This is a genomic window from Rufibacter immobilis, assembly GCF_003721565.1.
Lineage (GTDB): Bacteria > Bacteroidota > Bacteroidia > Cytophagales > Hymenobacteraceae > Nibribacter > Nibribacter immobilis.
The window spans coordinates 195,872-213,505 of the sequence record NZ_RJJE01000003.1 but is presented as its reverse complement, the minus strand read 5'-3'; the positions used below and the strand labels follow the sequence as shown (position 1 = coordinate 213,505).

Here is a 17,634-nt window from a genome sequence, read left to right as displayed (position 1 = left end):
GTGAGATTTGGGTTTCTGTAGAAGAAGGCCTTTTCTCTGCGTAAAGAGGCGCTTCCTGTACCATGAAACCATCAGCTTTCCAATGAACAATATACGATTAGGCATCTTGGGCGGAGGACAACTGGGCCGCATGCTCTTGCAGGCCGGCCTGGACTTCAACCTCTATACCCTGGTGCTGGACCCCGATGAAAACGCGCCCTGTCGGCATCTCTGCGAAGAATTTGTGCACGGCGATTTCAAAGATTATGACACGGTGTATGCTTTTGGCAAGCGCTGCACCCTGCTTACCATAGAGATTGAGCACGTAAACGTAGACGCCCTGTTCCAACTGGAGAAAGAAGGGGTGCAGGTATATCCTAAGCCTGCGTCGCTCAAAATCATCCAGGACAAAGGCCTGCAAAAAGAGTTCTACCGGCAGAACGCCGTTCCCACCGCCGACTTCAGGTTACTGGCCCAAGCCGATGAACTGGAGAACCACCTGGACTTTCTGCCCGCTTTTCAGAAGCTGCGCCGAGGTGGTTATGACGGCAACGGCGTAACTCGCCTCACCTCGCAAGAGGATTTCCCCAAAGCTTTTCAGGCCCCCACGGTTCTGGAGAAGCTGGTGCCGTTCGAGACTGAAATCTCCGTGATCTGCGCCCGCAATGTGCAGGGGGAGGTAAAGGCGTTTCCGGTGGTGGAGCAGGTCATGCACCCCCAGCACAATCTGGTGGACTATCTGTTGGCTCCCGCACAGATTTCGTACAAACTGCAGCGCATGGCCATAGAAATCGCCACGCACGTAACCACCGCCCTTGACATTGTGGGTTTGCTGGCCGTGGAGATGTTTGTGACGCCAGACGGCCAAATTCTGGTAAATGAAGTGGCCCCGCGTCCGCACAACAGTGGTCACCACACCATGAAAGCCAATGCCACCTCCCAGTTTGAGCAGCACCTCAGGGCTATTCTGGGACTCCCCCTGGGCGACACCGAGCCGCATTGCCCCGCCATTCTGGTGAATCTGCTGGGCGAAGCCGGTTACGCAGGCGAAGCCAAATATGAAGGCTTGCCCCAAACCTTGCAGGAGCCCGGCGTGCACATCCATTTGTACGGCAAGAAGTTCACCAGACCGCACCGCAAGATGGGGCACCTCACCGTGCTGGCCCCCACCCTGGAAGAAGTAAAACAAAAAGCAGATACCATCAAAAACCGTCTAAAGATCATTGCATGAGCCAATCTCCTGATACCAACACACCCCAGATAGGAATTATCATGGGCAGCCAGTCAGACCTGAAAGTGATGTCTGGCGCCGCCGATATTCTGGAGCAGTTGGGGATTCCCTTTGAAGTCACCATTGTTTCTGCCCACCGCACCCCGCACCGCATGCTGGAGTACGCCGAGGGAGCCCGTAAAAAAGGCCTGAAGGTAATCATTGCCGGGGCCGGCGGGGCTGCGCACTTGCCCGGTATGGTGGCCGCGCTCACCACGCTGCCTGTGATTGGAGTACCCGTTAAATCAAGCAACTCCATTGACGGCTGGGATTCCATCTTGTCTATTCTACAGATGCCCTCAGGAGTACCGGTGGCCACAGTGGCGTTGAACGGAGCCACCAACGCCGGTTTACTGGCCGCCCAAATTCTGGGTACTACCAATGCCGTTGTAGCCGACACCCTGGAGAAGCACCGCACCACCCAACGCGACAAGGTCATGCGCTCCGTAGAGCAACTGCGCCGCGGTGACATTGAAATGGACTAGTCTTTTGCTGTCTTTTTCGCCCATAAAAGATACTGCCACGCCCGATTTCGTTCAGGCGTGGCAGTTGTATGAAGAGGCCTTCCCAGAGGAGGAGCGCCGTAGCCTGGAGCAACAGCGAACCTTATTGCCTTGTCCAAACTATTCTTTTGAAGCCATTTCCCTGGATGGGGAAATCTGTGGCATTATAGGATACTGGCAACAGCCCGGCTTCCTGTTCCTGGAGCACTTCGCTGTTGACGCAAGGAAAAGAGGAACGGGAATTGGGAGCCAGGCACTGGGGCAGTTTCTTCAAGGCAAACAACAACCAGTAGTGCTGGAGGTAGAGCCACCCACAGACCAACTGACCCAACGTAGGGTCGAATTTTACACCAGAGCCGGGTTCTGTCTGAACGAGTTTTCCTATCGGCAGCCTCCTTACAGCCCCGAGAAACCGTGGGTTCCCCTGCAACTGATGACCTTTCCAGCAGCTTTGTCTCCGGTGGCTTTTGAGCAGGTGCGCTCTCAGTTGTACCAGGTGGTGTATCAGCAGGCATAGCCGCTAGGACGTTTAGGGGCCATTTTTTCAAAAACAGCCCCTAAACGGACGTTTCCCCTTCTCCAGCTTAAAACCCATAACCCACCAGCACCGAGAACTGATCTGTTATGGTAGGGATGCCCACGTAATCAGAGAAGCCGTTGCCGCGTTCATACCTTGCCTCTACCGTGACCGGGTGTTTTGACCAGGCTGGCAGCGCCAGCCCAAAGCCCGCCAGGTAACCTTGGGCATACTTGCGGTACTCTTTTAAATAGGGCTCAGATGAAACCGTACTGCTGCCTTGGTAAATCAACGTTCTGGTTACACTTGTCTCGTCTTTAACCTTAACGGCAAATGAGTTGACAAACCCCAGGTTGAAAAACGGCTTCAGCTTACCTACCGGCACAGCGTACCGCAGCAAAACAGGCACCTTAAGGTAGTTGAGCGTCAGATGTACATCATATTCATACCGCATCGCCGATTCTGATTCTGTCACCACATTGGTATATTTCTGGGGCTGGTACTGCAGTTCTAGCTGCAGGGCAAACTTTTTGTTGAGCCAGGGGAGCGTGAGGTGGTAAAAAAGTGCCGCCGATGGCCCCCAAGACGTGAACGATTGGTTATAACGGGGTCTTTCTGAGCTGCCAGACACTTGGAGGCTGGTATGGGTAGCCCCCGCCGCCACTCCCCAGGAAGAAACCGCTTGCCGGGGTTGGGCCACATACGTTTGGGGAGGCAGAGGAGTGCACCCGTTGTTATAGTCCGTAACGTACTGGATCAATTCTTTTTCCCTGTAACGGAGATTTTTGGCTTTGGCGGCCAACGCCGGACAATCTTTAAAAGCCTCCTGCAAAGTACCCCTAAACAGGTTGTAGGGAATAGAAACTCGTCGGCCTTGTACCTTCTCAATGGCTTTATAGGCCACTAGTTCCCGCAATGAGCCATCTTTCAGCAGATAAAAGCGGTCTCTGGAGTCTTTGTCCCTGAAAAAGTACAGACTGGCGTAACCTTTCACCAAAAGGGTAAAGAAATGAACCTGGGCTGTGTCACCGGTTCCTAGGCCGTGCGTTTCAAATCTATGACCGCCGTCCAGTCCATAGCCACCAATCTCAGCGGGAGTGTACGTGATGGCTTCGGCTTCTGCCGATGCTTTGAAAACTACCTTGGCGGCGCTTCGGCGGTCACCGCGTTCGTCCACCAGTCCGCGCAAGGTGTCCTGCTGCTGGAGAATATACCCTGGTTTGAAATTGCGTTGCGCAAAAACAGCATGAAAAGCCAGCACCAGCAGGCCTGAGAGGAAAATTTTTTTCATGGAAGAGCATTGGTGGGTAAAAATAAGACAATTCCTGAAATGCAAATAACAGTAAGATACCCAGCTTCTTCTTTGTAGGCAGAATATTTGGAAGAGTGAAAGATTTAGAATTCTTACTGCTGTTCTGGGGCTATTTTCTAAAACAGTCTCAGAACAGCAGTAAGCTTTGTCATGTTAAATGTGTGATAAAAGCGTAGTTGCTCCGTATCTAACATGTCTTGCCAAGAGGCGGCTTACATACGTTTAGAACGCTAAGCCCATCAGCAGAGAAAATTGCTTAGTGTTTGTGCTTATGACTGGAATTTCTGAAAACCCGTTGCCACGTTCAAAGCGTGTTTCAATCATTAAAGGATGCTTTGGTAAAAGTGGCAATTTAACTCCGCCGCCTATGAAAAATGCTTGTGCATGTTTTCTGAAGGCTTCTACATAACTCCATCTAGACTCATTGGGGTTGAAGGTTTCAATGAGATAGCGATTCTCTACAGTGGTGGTACCAGAAGAGGTGCTAGAGGTAGTCAATACGTTTTGTTTATGCTTCAGAACTAAAGAGTAAGCTATGCCAGCCTGTAGATATGGAGCTATCTTACCAATAAAAAAGGAGTATCTGAGCATTACAGGTATTTTGAGCGAATGTACATCTATGTCGACATCGTACTCATTCTGTCTGATACTCACCACTTCAGTGAGATGTTTTGAAAATGACATTCTATCATAGAGTACTTCTGCCTGAACCGAAAGTTTTTTATTCACCCAAGGCAGAGTGGTATTGATAAATAATCCTGCCGTAGGTCTTAATGTAGATGTGTATGTTTGGTTCAGTACTGGAGTAGGTACATTTTTAACCTCCAATGATGTTGTGGAAGTGCCTATTAAAACTCCCCAACTCACCTGTGCTTTTACTGGTTGCGCCACATACAAGGTCTCGTCTGAACGCTGGCAGTTATTGAATTGAATTATGAAGTTGGTTAAATCTTTTTGCTTCAAATAAACTCTCTTTAATGCTGTATGTAAAGAAGGACAATCTTTGGCCAAATCCAGTAACGTAGCCCTGTAGACCTCATTAGTAAACATTACCTTTTGACCAGAGGGAAGTACTCTGGTCTCTTTTTTCCTGATCAATTCTCTTGTTATTCCTTCATGTGTAACATAATAATGTACTTTGTTGTCTGCATCTCTGAAGGAGTAAAGATTAGTGTTTCCAAGAACCAATACTTTAAAGAATACAAGCTGAGCAGTATCCCCAGTTCCTATTCTCATGGCCTCAAATCTGTCACCTTGGGCTAAGCCATATGCATCAATATCATTAGGGGTATAAGTAGTAATGGCAGAGGAATGAGGTAGTTTAAAGTCTACTTCATTCCCACTTTTAACTAATCCTTTAAGGCTCACCAAACCTTCAAGTGTATCACCTTTCTGAACTATGAAACCTGGATTGAAATTTTTTTGGGCAATTACTTTAAAAGTTAAAAAAGGGAGAATAATAAAGAGAAATAGCTTTTTTTTCATGAAGGATAGAAAGATTAATTCTTAGAGGATATAGTTGGAAGGAATTATGCTACTCAATTAGGTATAGAAATGAAACTTCTTTCATAAGCAAAGATATAAATATAGTGTTGAAACCTTCCTCATCTAATAAATAGAATTATTTAAGATAGGAATGGGTTGATTGTTCCATGAAAATCTTCTTAGAGTAATTAGACTTTCCTAAGCTCACCTGAACAAATACATTATGAGGAAATCAAAGTTAAGAATCTACCTCATTCGGCACGCCAGGCCCCTTGTCAGCCGGGAAGGGCTCTTCAGCAAGGCGCAGGCAGAGCAGTACCTGAAGGACTATCAGGTGGCCGAGGTAGAACAGATCTTGCCCCAGCCTGGGCATTTGCCGCTCACTCAGGTGAAGAAAGTTTTTTGCAGTATCATGCCCCGGGCCAAAGCCACCGCCAGAATGTTGTTGGGGGAGGAGGTGGAGCTGGTGGAGGATGCTATGTTCCGCGAGTTTGAGAACCGCATCTGGGGTTTGCCGTGGGCGAAGCTTCCCTTAAGCTGGTGGCAGGTTCCGTCGCGCATTCTCTGGTTTCTGGGGCTCAACCAAAAGGAGATAGAGAGTTTCAGGGAAGCTAGGGCCAGGGCCGCGCAAGCGGCGGAACATTTAATTGCTGAAGCAACACAGAACGGCGTGGCGGTGCTGGTGGCCCACGGCTTCCTGAATGAATTTATCAAACGGGCACTGGTGAAGAGGGGCTGGCACGTGCTGGTGAACGGTGGGCGCGGCTATGTTGGCATCACTCAACTGGAGAAGTAAAGCCGTTTAGCGGCCGTTTTTCCCAAAACAAGCCCAAAACAGGAACGGTAGCAGCGCCGCAGTTTTAGGCAAAGACTTGAAGTAAATTGATAATGCAAGCGTCCGTTTTGGCCCGCGTTTAGCGCCTGTTTTTAGAAAAACAGGCGCTAAACAGAAAACCGTTTTACCTTCAGGTACCAGTGTTTGAGTATGGGCTTTGCAGCAGTTATCAGACTTATATCAATTTGGGCAATCGTCTGTAAACCATGTGGCTGGTCCTGAGGAAATGAAGTCGAAATTCGCCTTCTCCTCGCCAATTCGGCTCACGGTTTTGGGAGTTTGAAACAAATAAATATATTGGCCCCCAAACCCCTACGCCCAATGCGCCTTAAGCAATTCACCATTGTTCCGGCTTTTCTTCTGTTGTTAAGCTGCAATCCCTCCAAACAGATTAGCACGCCCGTCTCGCGCAACAGCCTGGAGACCATCCTCAAAGAATTCCATGACCCCCATGGCAAGCAGGTGCTGGTGGTGGCGCACCGCGGCGATTGGCGCAATGCCCCTGAGAATTCGTTGCAGGCCATCCAGAACGCCATAGACATGGGGGTAGACATCATGGAGATTGACATCCAGAAGACCAAAGACGGGCATCTGGTGCTCATGCACGACCAAACGCTGGAACGTACCACCAACGGCAAAGGAAAAGTAGCTGACCATACCCTTGCCCAGCTGAAGAAACTGTACCTCAAGGGCGGGCACGGCGTAGTCACAGAACACCGGGTGCCCACGCTGGAGGAAGCCATGCTGCTCATGAAAGGCAAAGTAATGGTGAACCTGGACAAAGGCTACGATTATTTCAAGGAAGCCCATGCGGTGCTGGAAGCCACCGGTACCTTGCGGCAGACCATCCTGAAAAGCGGCCACCCGTACGCCAAAATAGCGCAGGAGAACGGAGACGTGCTGCGCCAGGTGCCGTTCATGCCCGTAGTGTGGTTGGAGAAAAAGGAAACCCGCCAGATTATGGCCGATTACCAGCGGGAGTTAAACCCCCCAGCCTTCGAGATTGTCTTTAAAACCGATACCTCCGCCGTGCTGAAGGAATTTAATGCGATCAAGAAAGCCGGCGCCCGGGTATGGGTGAATACGCTGTGGCCCAGCCTCAATGCCCGCCACCACGATGATCTGGCCGTAGAAGGCAAACAGGCCGACCAAAGCTGGGGCTGGGTCCTGGACCGAGGCTCCAACATCATCCAAACCGACCGCCCCAAAGAACTCCTGGAATACCTCCGCAAGCGCGGCCTGCACCAATAGCTTTTCTTAGTCAGCAGTTCAAGAAACGAGCATGTGTCTGTTTAGGGGCCGTTTTTCTTAAAACGGCCCCTAAACAGACACATGCTCGTTTTAGAAAGGCGAAGTACTTCTACGCGGGGCTTTCTTCACCGAGGACGCCGTATACCCTCCTGCAAACAGCCGGCCGGGGTTGATCTTCAGCTTTTCCGGGAAATCGGTGAGGTGGTGGCAGTTCACTTGTTCCAGGGCGCGTAGGGTCAGTTCTGCGCAGGCATAGGAGTCTGCCGCGGCCCGGTGGTGCTTAAACTGAATGCCGTGCCGGTTGCAGAGCGATTTCAAGTCATACTGCGGCAATCCCTGCCACACTTGCTTGGAAAACTGCACGCTGCACGCATAATGTAGCTCCGGAAAGGGCAGCCGGTACGTGTTCAGGGTAGCCCGGAGCACGCTCATGTCAAAGCTGGCGTTATGGGCAATGACCAGCTGGTTCTGCAACAGCGGGTGCAACTCCCGCCACAGTTGGTCAAACTCGGGGCTGTTTTTCACATCCTGGGGCTTAATGCCGTGGATGCTGATGTTCATGCCATTGAAGTAAGGGTAAGACTTCGGTTTAATCAGCCAAGATTCTGTTTCGGCAATCTGCCCGTTCCGCACAAATGTCAAGCCAATCTCACAGGGGCTGTCCCGTTCTGGGGTGGCCGTCTCAAAATCTAGGGTGATGAAGTTCATTCTGGTACCTCCATAAAATAGGTGTGCGTAAAGTTACGAACTAGGCCGGGCAGAAATGGAACCTGGGCAAACAAAAAAAGCCTCACCGCAGGGCGGCGAGGCTTTCCTCAACTAAACCTATTTTAGTATTACTTCACTTCTTCGTAGTCAACGTCGGTCACGTTGTCACCGGCCGGTTGGCTGGCTCCCTGACCGTTGCCGCCAGGCTGTCCGCCCCCGAAACCGGCGTCTGCGCCTGGCTGGCCAGCGCCTTGGGTGGCGTTGTACATCTCCTGAGAGGCAGCCTGCCAAGCGTTGTTGATGTTGGTCATGGCGCTGTCAATAGCGGCTAAGTCTTTAGACTCATGCGCTTTCTTCAGGTCGGCCAGGGCACCTTCAATGGCAGATTTGTTTCCGGCAGATAGTTTGTCTCCGTACTCGCTCAGCTGTTTCTCAGTCTGGAAGATCATAGAGTCAGCCTGGTTCACTTTCTCTACCTGCTCCTTGGCTACACGGTCAGCTTCGGCGTTGGCCTCCGCTTCTTTGCGCATGCGCTCAATTTCCTGCTCAGACAGACCGGAAGAAGCCTCAATTCTGATTTTCTGCTCTTTACCGGTGCCTTTGTCTTTGGCAGACACGTGCAGGATACCGTTGGCATCAATATCAAAGGTCACTTCAATCTGCGGAACGCCGCGTGGAGCCGGTGGAATATCTGACAAGTGGAACCTTCCGATGGTGCGGTTGTCGCGGGCCATAGGGCGCTCACCTTGCAGTACGTGAATCTCCACGCTTGGCTGGTTGTCAGAAGCGGTAGAGAACGTCTCAGATTTCTTGGTTGGGATAGTGGTGTTAGACTCAATCAATTTGGTCATCACACCGCCCATGGTCTCAATACCCAAGGAAAGCGGAGTAACATCCAAAAGAAGAACGTCTTTCACTTCGCCGGTCAATACACCACCCTGGATTGCAGCACCAATGGCTACTACCTCATCTGGGTTCACACCTTTAGATGGTTTCTTGCCGAAGAATTTCTCTACTTCCTCCTGTATTCTTGGGATACGGGTAGAACCACCCACCAAGATTACTTCATCAATGTCACTTGGCTGCAGGCCAGCGTCTTGCAACGCCTTTCTTACCGGCTCCATAGATCTGCGAACCAATGAATCTGCCAATTGCTCAAACTTGGCTCTAGACAGACGGCGCACCAAGTGCTTAGGACCAGTCTGCGTAGCGGTGATGTACGGCAGGTTGATCTCAGTTTCAGAAGAAGAGGAAAGCTCGATTTTAGCTTTCTCAGCGGCTTCTTTCAAACGCTGCAGGGCCATTGGGTCTTGGCGCAGGTCCATGTTCTCCTCTGCTTTGAACTCGTCTGCCAGCCAGTTGATGATTACTTGGTCAAAGTCATCACCACCTAAGTGCGTGTCACCGTTGGTAGACAATACTTCAAATACACCGTCACCTAATTCCAGCACGGAGATATCAAAGGTACCCCCCCCTAAGTCGTACACGGCAATTTTCTGGTCGGCGTGTTTTTTATCTAAACCATACGCCAAGGCGGCGGCGGTAGGCTCGTTGATGATGCGTTTCACATCCAGACCGGCAATCTGTCCGGCCTCTTTGGTGGCCTGACGCTGGGCATCGTTGAAGTACGCAGGAACGGTGATCACCGCCTCGGTCACGGTAGTGCCTAAGTAGTCCTCAGCGGTCTGCTTCATTTTCTGCAACACCATGGCTGAAAGCTCCTGCGGCGTGTACTCGCGGTCGCCGATTTTCACGCGTACGGTGTTGTTGCTGCCAGACTGCACGTTATAAGACACGTGGCTGGTTTCGTCTTTTACTTCTGAATAACCGCGGCCCATGAAACGCTTGATGGACGCGATGGTATTTTGTGGGTTGGTGATAGCCTGACGCTTGGCAGGATCTCCTACTTTACGCTCACCGTTCCCGTTGTCCAGGAAAGCCACGATGGACGGCGTAGTCCGACGGCCTTCGCTGTTCGGAATCACCACTGGTTCGTTCCCTTCCATTACGGCAACGCAAGAATTGGTAGTTCCTAAGTCAATGCCTATGATTTTTCCCATTGTCTATAGTTATATTTAGTAGTTCCAGATTCAAACTTAATTGCTGTCTTATTAACAAGACATGTGCCAAGGCCTTTTTCTATGCCATTTGTGACACAATGTCATTTTTGCCAAAAGCTGGAAGTTTCTCTATACGAAGTTTCGGCAGAAGGTGACAGGCAGGACTGCGGTTTTGACTTGTTTTCTGGAGGAGCGGGGGGAGACATTAGATGTATTTCTCCCACAGTATTGACTAATGGGTACTCTTCCGCCGCCACCGGTGCCCGCAGCCGCTAATTTAATTTCCCCATTGAGCTTACTGCAAAAGTATCATCATGTTCCATTGGTGCATATGAGCGGGGTATAATGATATATTTACTTGGCGAAGCATGCTAATTGTAAAGTTTATGCTTTTGTTAAATTTTGTCTTGCTGGCTTTCTGTTTCCTAATGTTCTCTTAAGCTTGGTTAAACATTAAGGTAAAACCGATGCCCTAGCTTTGCTCCAGAATCTTATCACACACTGAAGCAAAGGAGGATGGAGTGCATGAAGAGCTGTAATTGCCCTGTTAGGAGGGCAGTCCCTCGCTCCTGCAGCTCAATTTCCCCATTTCTGCTGCGTTTGAGCCATTGTCTCAAATAACTTGGAAAAATTCAATAGCAAATTCAACAATAATATCTAGTTTAGGCACTGCAGGGTGGTAGTGGTGGTCTGATTCTTCCAGTGTAAAAACCGAATATGAATATAATTAACCCTTTACCATAGCTTAGCAATGAAATCAAAATTACCAGTTAAAAGCAAAGATGGCACCAAGGCAGGGTACTCCCTCCTGTTTCTGGCCATGCTTGGCTTAGCCCCCTTCCATGGTGTTGCGAAAGGCTCTGAGCACACAGACTCTAAAGCTGCTTTTTCTGATGCCGTACAGCGAGTCAGACAGAGCAGAGCCGTCTCCGGGCAGGTGAAGAACTCAGCTGGGGAGCCACTCCCCGGGGTTTCTGTATCTCTGAAAGGTACTACTACCGGAACCCTAACTGATGTTGACGGTAAATTCTCACTCAATATGACCGGGGCCGGGGAACCGGTATTGGTCATTACCTACATTGGGTATCTCAAACAGGAAGTGGCTGTAGGCAGCCGGAGTTTTGTGTCAGTTTCCCTCGCTGAAGACACTCAGGCGCTTGATGAGGTGGTAGTAGTTGGGTACGGCGTGCAGGAAAAAGTAAACGTAACAGGAGCCGTGGAGGTGATTGATGCCGAAGCTCTGGAAAACAGACCTCTCACCAATGCCGCTTCAGCATTGCAGGGCTTGGCTCCAGGCTTGACGGCGGTAAGTTCCTCTGGTTTTCCTGGTGCCTCTGGTGCCAGCCTGCGCATCCGGGGGATTGGTACCCTTAATAACGCCAATCCTTTCATAGTTGTAGATGGTATTCCAGATGTAGACATCAACTCCCTCAACCCAGATGACATTGAGAGTGTATCTGTACTGAAAGACGCCGCCTCTGCCTCTATTTATGGTTCCCGAGCGGCCAACGGGGTTATCCTGATCACCACCAAAAGCGGGAAGGCCAACCAAAAGCCCATACTTAGTTACAATGGGTATTATGGTATACAAAAGCCCACGGCGTTGCCCAAAATGGTAGGTTCTGCGGAGTATATGGAGATGCTCAATGAGTCTCAACGCAACGTGAACCTTCCTACCACTTATACAGAGGATCAGATCAGGGTTGCCCGGGAAGGAACAGACCCTAACTACTTTGCCAACACCAATTGGTCAGAGGAACTCTTCAAAGAGTATGCCCCTCAGCAGAACCACAATGTAAGCTTGAACGGTGGGACTTCAGATCTTAATTATTACGCTTCTTACGGTCGGTTAGATCAGGAAGGGCTGGTGGTTGGAAACCAATACTGGGCCAAACGCAACAACGTCCGGTTACGCTTAAACTCGCAGAAGCTGTTAGATTTCCTGGACCTGGATCTGAATCTGAACTACATAGACCGGGAGCAAAATCAACCAGCTGGCGGTACTGATCACGATACAGGGCCTATCTATACCACCTTTACCATGTCTCCTCTAGATCCGGTTAGGTTTAGCAACGGAAAGTGGGGGTATGGGGGAGGATCCAGCAACCCAGTGGCCATCGCCACAGACGGAGGCTTCAATAACTTTACCTCCCAGGAGTTTTACGGCAACCTGGCCGGTACCGTGCATATCTTGAAAAACCTGAGCCTGCGGGGGCAGTATGGCCTTAATGCTATCAACCAATTCAGGTCTACATTCTCACGCAAGATTGATTACTTCTATCCAGAGACAGGGAAGTTCTGGTACAGCAACATGCTCACCAACCAGTTGGAAAACCGCGACTACAAACAACGCAAAGAGTTGTTGTCTGGTGTGCTGAACTATGACACCAACATAAGCGACCATAATCTAAAGCTGTTGCTGGGGTATCAGCAGGAGGTATTCAGGTATGACAGTTGGGCTGCTTCCAAAATGGGATTTGTGAGTGATGATGTGCCGGTACTCAATTTGGGTAGCAATGATCCAAGGGCCTCCGGTGATGCGTACCAATGGGCACTTAGATCTTACTTCGGGAGAATCAACTACAGCTACAAAGACAGGTACCTGCTAGAAGCGAACGCCAGGTATGACGGCTCTTCGAGGTATCTTCCCTCCAGACGCTATGGGTTTTTCCCTTCCGCCTCGGTGGGTTGGAGATTCACTCAAGAAAACTTTATCCAGAACAGTAGTGCACTTTCCTGGCTGAGCGAAGGTAAGATACGGGCTTCTTACGGTGACCTTGGAGGGCAATATGGAGCCAATGGGCCAGCCTATTCAGAGTGGTACCCTTACATCAGGGTGCTCACCGCCTTGACTACCATGCCCATTGGGAATGTGCTCACCACCAGCTTGGCGCAACAGATCTTAGCAAACCCTTACTTGGAGTGGGAAACAGCCAGTATGGCCAACCTGGGGATTGATCTGAGCTTTCTGAACAACCGGTTAACCTTCACCGGGGATCTGTTTGACCGCAGAACCAAGGACATTCAACTACAGGTGCCGCAGCCTGATATCTTGGGTTTAGAAGTGCCGGACCAGAATGCCGGGGAGGTGTCCAACAAAGGTTGGGAGGTGAGCCTTGGGTGGCGCGAGTCAAGAAAAAATTTCCGGTATGGGTTTACTGCCCAACTTTCTGATGTGAAGAACAAAGTAGTGAACCTGGGAGGAGCGCCTCCTACCATAGGAAACGTGATCCGGCAGGTGGGGTACCCCATTGATGCGTACTATGGTTACAGAACCAATGGTTTAGCCCAGATAGAGGATTTCAAAGTAGATGAGAAAGGAGCGTTGATTCCTCTATTCCCCATTTTTGACGCTGATAAGAACAAGGTGGGGCCCGGCGACATCAAGTTTGTGGATTTGGACGGTGATGGCAAGATCACGGCAGATAAAGACCGCACCGTGATAGGCGATGCTTTCCCCCGCTATACCTTCTCCCTGAGGGGAGACTTTGCCTACAAAGCATTTGATTTCTCTTTCTTTCTACAAGGGGTGGGCAAAGCAAACGGCTACTTAACGGGTTCGGGTATCCATACCTTCCATGTGAACGGCGCATTCCCGCAGGAGGTGCACCGCGACCGCTGGACTCCTGAAAACACAGATGCCTGGTACCCGCGCTTCACCTACTCTGATACCCGCAACTCTACCATGCGCATGTCTGACTATTGGCTTCAGGATGCCGCGTACCTCCGCGTGAAAAATGTGCAGGTAGGCTATACGCTGCCAAACTCCTTGATCAGCAAATTCCGCATTGACCACCTCAGAATTTACATGTCTGCTGAGAACCTTTTCACTAAAACAGACTATTTCTACGCCTATGATCCTGAGACGGCAGGTGTAGGGGGCGCTGCTACGAACGGCGGTATGTACCCGCAGGTGAAAACCTTCATTGTGGGCCTTAACCTGAGGTTCAAGTAATAGAGCAGGTTTAAGTATCTATGCTTGATAAGGTTATCGTCCTAAAGCGTAACGAAGCAATAACCAAGTTTAACAGAGTGTCCTTAGATGCTTGGCATCTTCATTAAAAGACCTGATTAGTATTAGCCATCATGAAACAAATAAATCTTTTCAACCTGCGTAAATCAACTTTGCGGCAGTTTTCTCTTAGATGTGCCTCCTTCATAATACCCATTGCCTTTGGCGTTTCCATCAGCAGTTGTAACGATGATTTCCTGGAGCGGCAGCCCATTGATGCCATTACAGATGTTACTTTCTGGGAAACCGAGGAGCAGCTGAAACAGGCTGTGAATGGGGTATACGCGTCCCTGAAAGGCAAGAACTTCGCAGATATGGAGAACCTGGCGGACAATACCATTTATCCGCCCCGTTCAGATTATCAATCCATCTCCAGCGGTAACTTTGATTTTACCGTGGGCACTCTCAACAGTGAATGGACAGCGCAGTATGACGGCATCCGGCGTTGCAACCATTTCTTGGAGAATTACACAAAGGCCGAAGGAACAGTCAGTCCGGAAGTTCTGAACCAGTTTGTGGGTGAGGTACGCTTCATGCGGGCTTTCCTCTATAGCTACCTGTCGTTTTTCTTCGGAGATGTGCCTCTGATAACCAAGACCCTGGATATAGGTGACCCTGAGATTTATGGCCCAAGAGCACCGCGGGCGCAGGTAGTTGATTTCGTTTTAGAGGAGCTAGACAAAGCCGCCCAAGGTTTACCGGTAACCTATAACACAGCCAACCTTGGTAGAATTACCAAAGGGGCGGCACTGGGCTGGAAGGCGAGAGTGGCTTTGTTCTACGGCCGCTATGATGTAGCGGAAGCCGCCGCAAAAGCTGTTATGGACCTAGGTGTTTACCAACTGTACTCCAACGGAGATCCTGCCACCAGTTACATGCAATTATTTACAGATGCGGGTAAACTGGCCGCTGGGAAGAACAAAGAGACAATTCTGGCAAGGCTCTACCTGGAGAACGTTTCCATGCACAACATGAGCCGGGAGACACTTGTACCAGACCAGACCTCCCGCTTCAGCCCCACCAAATCGCTGGTAGATGCTTATCTGGCCAGTGACGGTTTGCCCATCCAGAAGTCACCCCTTTACAGCGAAGCTACCTATGGCGACATCTTCAAGAACCGGGATCCTCGTATGACGCAGACCATTCTCACTCCAGGGACTGCCTGGGGCGGGAATGACGATGGTGACCAGGACGATAAGCCTAATGCCATTTTCAACCTTCCCAAGTTCAACGCAGATAAGAAAGGCAGTGTGACGGGCACCGGCTATTACTTTATTAAGTATGTAGATCCGGGGGCCGTGGCCACCTATAACAAAGATGACAATGATATTCACCTGCTCCGCTATGCCGAAGTGTTACTGACATATGCCGAAGCCCGTTTAGAGCAAGGCAAATTAACCCAGCAGGACCTGGATATCACCATCAATAAGCTGAGAGACCGTGTGGGCATGGTGCACATGAACATAGAGGAATTGGCGGCCAATGGATTAAACCTGCGGGAAGAGATAAGGAGAGAACGGAGGGTAGAGCTGGCCCGGGAAGGACAGCGGTATTTTGATATTTTACGCTGGAAGCAGGGAGACCTTTTGGCCCAGGATGTAAAGGGAATCAAAAAGAGTCTGATCCCAAGCTGGGCTCAAACCTATGTGGCCAGTTACCCCACAGATGAAAACGGATACCTGATCATTAATAACGGTAGAAGGTTTGATCCAGCTAAGAACTACCTGTGGCCAGTTCCTTTCACCCAACTACAGCAGAACCCTAACCTGGGGCAGAACCCTGGCTGGTAATTATTTATGAGATCATTCCTTATTTTTTTGCTCACAGGAGCCACTCTTTGGGTGGCTTCCTGTGCTAACACCTCCCACCAGTCTTTGGGGCCTGGTCCAGGGGGTGCCCATGAGGCGAAAAAGTTTTCGTCACTAACCGTCATGGCGTACAACATCCACCACTGTAACCCTCCTTCCAAACCAGGACTGATAGATTTGGAGGCAATTGTAAGCACAATCCGGAAGCAAGCTCCAGATTTGGTGGCGTTGCAGGAGGTAGATGTGCGGACAGAGCGTTCTGGGGGAGTGCACCAGGCAGAAGAAATTGCCAAGAGACTGAATATGCATTTCTTCTTTGGGAAAGCGATAGATTTCCAGGGCGGCGAATACGGAGTGGCCCTACTTTCCAGGTACCCCTTGTCAGAGGCAATTGTTCACCGGCTGCCAACCAAAGCTGAGACCAAAGGAGAACCAAGGATATTAGCCACAGCCAAGGTGACGCTGCCAGACGGAACCACGCTTCGGTTTGGCAGTACCCATCTGGATGCCCAGCGAGATTCAGTCAATAGGGAGCTCCAGATAAGGGAGATTGTGAAAGTTGCCTCCGCAGAACCGCTCCCGTTTCTGTTGGCCGGCGACTTCAACGCCACTCCGGGAACTGGCACCATCAACCTGCTGGACCAGGCCTTTACCCGAACCTGTCAGGAATGCGCGCCCACCATTCCAGTCCTGAAACCAACCAAAGCCATAGATTTTATTGCGTATAGGCACCCAGGAGGCAAGTTCTCGGTGAGCAGCCATAAAGTTATTCCAGAAACATACGCCTCAGATCACCTGCCAGTAACGGCCATCATCCGGGTTCAAAAATAAAGGAGATGAACAGTTTCCTTAGAACGTGGGGATTTTCCTGCTGCTTCCGCTCTCTTGAAATCATACATCCTCTACTCTTATTCAACCAGAGGAACAGCTTGGAAAGCAGTATTAGCTAGCCTGCTTATGGCGTGGGCAGTACAGGCCCAACCAACAGTAGAGGGCCATGTTGATGAAGACGCCCATGGCAAGAAGCCGCTACTGCATGGAAGAACCTAAAACGGTTCAATAAATTGGCAATTTTCACAGCAACAGGGTTCAGGGCGCAGATGGTTTTCTGGCAGCCCTGAACCCTGTGGTGTGAAATGGAGGCTTGTGCTTTTGTAAATTTGTAACATGTAGATCAAGGAGATGCTTCCATTCCCTTCGCGGAGACGAAAAGGAGCCAGCTAGAAAATGGCTTCTAGGGTTTACCGGCGGCGGAAGTGGGGTTGGTAGGGAGCTTTAGGTCTAGCCAAGTCTTTCAGTTGCTTCACTTCCTCCATGCTCAAGTCCCGGTATTCGCCGGGTTGCAACTCTCCCAAAGTGAGCGGGCCAATGGCTACCCGCACCAGCCGGAGCGTAGGGTAACCTACCGCCGCCGTCATTTTGCGTACCTGCCGGTTCATGCCCTGGCTTATTTTGATTTCCAGCCAAGTGGTGGGAATGTTTGCCCTGAAGCGGATAGGTTTAGAACGTTCCCAAAACATGACACCTTCCAGCAGTTTTGCTTTAGCGGGAGTGGTTTTCTTTCCCTGAATCAGCACACCACTTTCCAGTTGGTCTAAGGCCTCTGGGGTGGGAATGCCTTCTACCTGCACCCAATACGTTTTCTCCACTTTGAACTTGGGGTCTGAGAGGCGGTGCTGCAACTGCTTATCATTGGTGAGCAGGACCAAACCTTCGCTGTCATAATCCAAGCGGCCTACCGGGTAGACATTAGGAACTGGCACGAAGTCTTTTAACGTGCGGCGGCCGTTCTCATCGGTGAACTGCGTGAGAACTTCATAGGGCTTGTTGAGGAGAAGGTACTGCAAGGCGAATGCGGATAGGTGAAAGGCAAAGGTACGTCTTAACTAGAGCA

At 50.2% G+C, this 17,634-nt stretch carries 13 protein-coding genes; 8 read left to right on the top strand and 5 right to left on the bottom strand.

The features are described from left to right. Positions 1–82: 82 nt before the first annotated feature. Genes EFA69_RS05850 through EFA69_RS05840 form a run of 3 tightly spaced genes read left to right on the top strand, consistent with a single transcriptional unit; the run spans position 83 to position 2,269 of the window. Positions 83–1,210, top strand: a complete 1,128-nt coding sequence (locus EFA69_RS05850) for a 5-(carboxyamino)imidazole ribonucleotide synthase (RefSeq protein WP_123132159.1) — start codon at positions 83–85, stop codon at positions 1,208–1,210. Then, positions 1,207–1,734, top strand: a complete 528-nt coding sequence (gene purE, locus EFA69_RS05845) for a 5-(carboxyamino)imidazole ribonucleotide mutase (RefSeq protein WP_123132158.1) — start codon at positions 1,207–1,209, stop codon at positions 1,732–1,734. The genes EFA69_RS05850 and purE overlap by 4 nt, the downstream gene beginning before the upstream one ends. Continuing rightward, positions 1,721–2,269 (top strand): GNAT family N-acetyltransferase, encoded by a 549-nt coding sequence (locus EFA69_RS05840; protein WP_221175681.1) that lies wholly within the window; start codon positions 1,721–1,723, stop codon positions 2,267–2,269. Before purE ends, EFA69_RS05840 begins: the two co-directional genes overlap by 14 nt. A 67-nt stretch (positions 2,270–2,336) precedes the next feature. Here the strand turns inward: EFA69_RS05840 and EFA69_RS05835 are convergent, their stop codons facing one another. Both EFA69_RS05835 and EFA69_RS05830 read right to left on the bottom strand, forming a co-directional pair. After that, positions 2,337–3,560: a porin family protein gene (locus EFA69_RS05835; RefSeq protein ID WP_123132156.1), complete on the bottom strand. Its 1,224-nt coding sequence runs from the start codon at positions 3,558–3,560 to the stop codon at positions 2,337–2,339. Positions 3,561–3,803: 243 nt separating this feature from the next. Continuing rightward, positions 3,804–5,066 carry an outer membrane beta-barrel protein gene (locus EFA69_RS05830; RefSeq protein WP_123132155.1) on the bottom strand — a complete coding sequence of 421 codons (1,263 nt, stop codon included), beginning with the start codon at positions 5,064–5,066 and terminating at the stop codon, positions 3,804–3,806. 223 nt (positions 5,067–5,289) lie between these two features. On the opposite strand from EFA69_RS05830, the gene EFA69_RS05825 reads away from it, so the two are divergent. Beyond that, entirely contained in the window at positions 5,290–5,862 is a 573-nt protein-coding gene (locus EFA69_RS05825; RefSeq protein ID WP_123132154.1) for a histidine phosphatase family protein, read from the top strand. Between the two features lie 360 nt (positions 5,863–6,222). Beyond that, on the top strand, positions 6,223–7,152 hold the full coding sequence (locus tag EFA69_RS05820; RefSeq protein ID WP_123132153.1) for a glycerophosphodiester phosphodiesterase family protein: 930 nt from the start codon (positions 6,223–6,225) through the stop codon (positions 7,150–7,152). 90 nt (positions 7,153–7,242) lie between these two features. Here EFA69_RS05820 and EFA69_RS05815 read toward each other — a convergent pair whose 3' ends face one another. Further along, complete coding sequence (locus tag EFA69_RS05815; protein WP_123132152.1) at positions 7,243–7,860, bottom strand: 3'-5' exonuclease; 618 nt, start codon at positions 7,858–7,860, stop codon at positions 7,243–7,245. Positions 7,861–7,988: 128 nt separating this feature from the next. Then, positions 7,989–9,920: a molecular chaperone DnaK gene (gene dnaK, locus EFA69_RS05810; protein WP_123132151.1), complete on the bottom strand. Its 1,932-nt coding sequence runs from the start codon at positions 9,918–9,920 to the stop codon at positions 7,989–7,991. Positions 9,921–10,671: 751 nt separating this feature from the next. Here dnaK and EFA69_RS05805 point away from each other — a divergent pair. The 3 genes from EFA69_RS05805 to EFA69_RS05795 all read left to right on the top strand — a co-directional run bounded on the left by EFA69_RS05805 (position 10,672) and on the right by EFA69_RS05795 (position 16,571). Then, positions 10,672–13,875: a SusC/RagA family TonB-linked outer membrane protein gene (locus EFA69_RS05805; RefSeq protein WP_123132150.1), complete on the top strand. Its 3,204-nt coding sequence runs from the start codon at positions 10,672–10,674 to the stop codon at positions 13,873–13,875. 131 nt (positions 13,876–14,006) lie between these two features. Continuing rightward, positions 14,007–15,722 (top strand): RagB/SusD family nutrient uptake outer membrane protein, encoded by a 1,716-nt coding sequence (locus tag EFA69_RS05800; RefSeq protein ID WP_123132149.1) that lies wholly within the window; start codon positions 14,007–14,009, stop codon positions 15,720–15,722. 141 nt (positions 15,723–15,863) lie between these two features. Beyond that, a complete protein-coding gene (locus EFA69_RS05795) occupies positions 15,864–16,571 on the top strand; it encodes an endonuclease/exonuclease/phosphatase family protein (protein WP_221175680.1) in 708 nt (235 codons plus the stop codon). Between the two features lie 410 nt (positions 16,572–16,981). Here EFA69_RS05795 and EFA69_RS05790 read toward each other — a convergent pair whose 3' ends face one another. After that, positions 16,982–17,587 carry a pseudouridine synthase gene (locus EFA69_RS05790; RefSeq protein ID WP_123132147.1) on the bottom strand — a complete coding sequence of 202 codons (606 nt, stop codon included), beginning with the start codon at positions 17,585–17,587 and terminating at the stop codon, positions 16,982–16,984. Between the last annotated feature and the right edge of the window lie 47 nt (positions 17,588–17,634).

Excerpts from the sequence above, each read along its gene's own strand:
- EFA69_RS05850 (WP_123132159.1), top strand. The coding sequence starts at position 83 with ATGAACAATATACGATTAGGCATCTTGGGCGGAGGACAACTGGGCCGC.
- purE (WP_123132158.1), top strand. The coding sequence starts at position 1,207 with ATGAGCCAATCTCCTGATACCAACACACCCCAGATAGGAATTATCATG.
- EFA69_RS05835 (WP_123132156.1), bottom strand. The coding sequence starts at position 3,560 with ATGAAAAAAATTTTCCTCTCAGGCCTGCTGGTGCTGGCTTTTCATGCT.
- EFA69_RS05830 (WP_123132155.1), bottom strand. The coding sequence starts at position 5,066 with ATGAAAAAAAAGCTATTTCTCTTTATTATTCTCCCTTTTTTAACTTTT.
- EFA69_RS05825 (WP_123132154.1), top strand. The coding sequence starts at position 5,290 with ATGAGGAAATCAAAGTTAAGAATCTACCTCATTCGGCACGCCAGGCCC.
- EFA69_RS05820 (WP_123132153.1), top strand. The coding sequence starts at position 6,223 with ATGCGCCTTAAGCAATTCACCATTGTTCCGGCTTTTCTTCTGTTGTTA.
- EFA69_RS05815 (WP_123132152.1), bottom strand. The coding sequence starts at position 7,860 with ATGAACTTCATCACCCTAGATTTTGAGACGGCCACCCCAGAACGGGAC.
- dnaK (WP_123132151.1), bottom strand. The coding sequence starts at position 9,920 with ATGGGAAAAATCATAGGCATTGACTTAGGAACTACCAATTCTTGCGTT.
- EFA69_RS05805 (WP_123132150.1), top strand. The coding sequence starts at position 10,672 with ATGAAATCAAAATTACCAGTTAAAAGCAAAGATGGCACCAAGGCAGGG.
- EFA69_RS05800 (WP_123132149.1), top strand. The coding sequence starts at position 14,007 with ATGAAACAAATAAATCTTTTCAACCTGCGTAAATCAACTTTGCGGCAG.
- EFA69_RS05795 (WP_221175680.1), top strand. The coding sequence starts at position 15,864 with ATGGCGTACAACATCCACCACTGTAACCCTCCTTCCAAACCAGGACTG.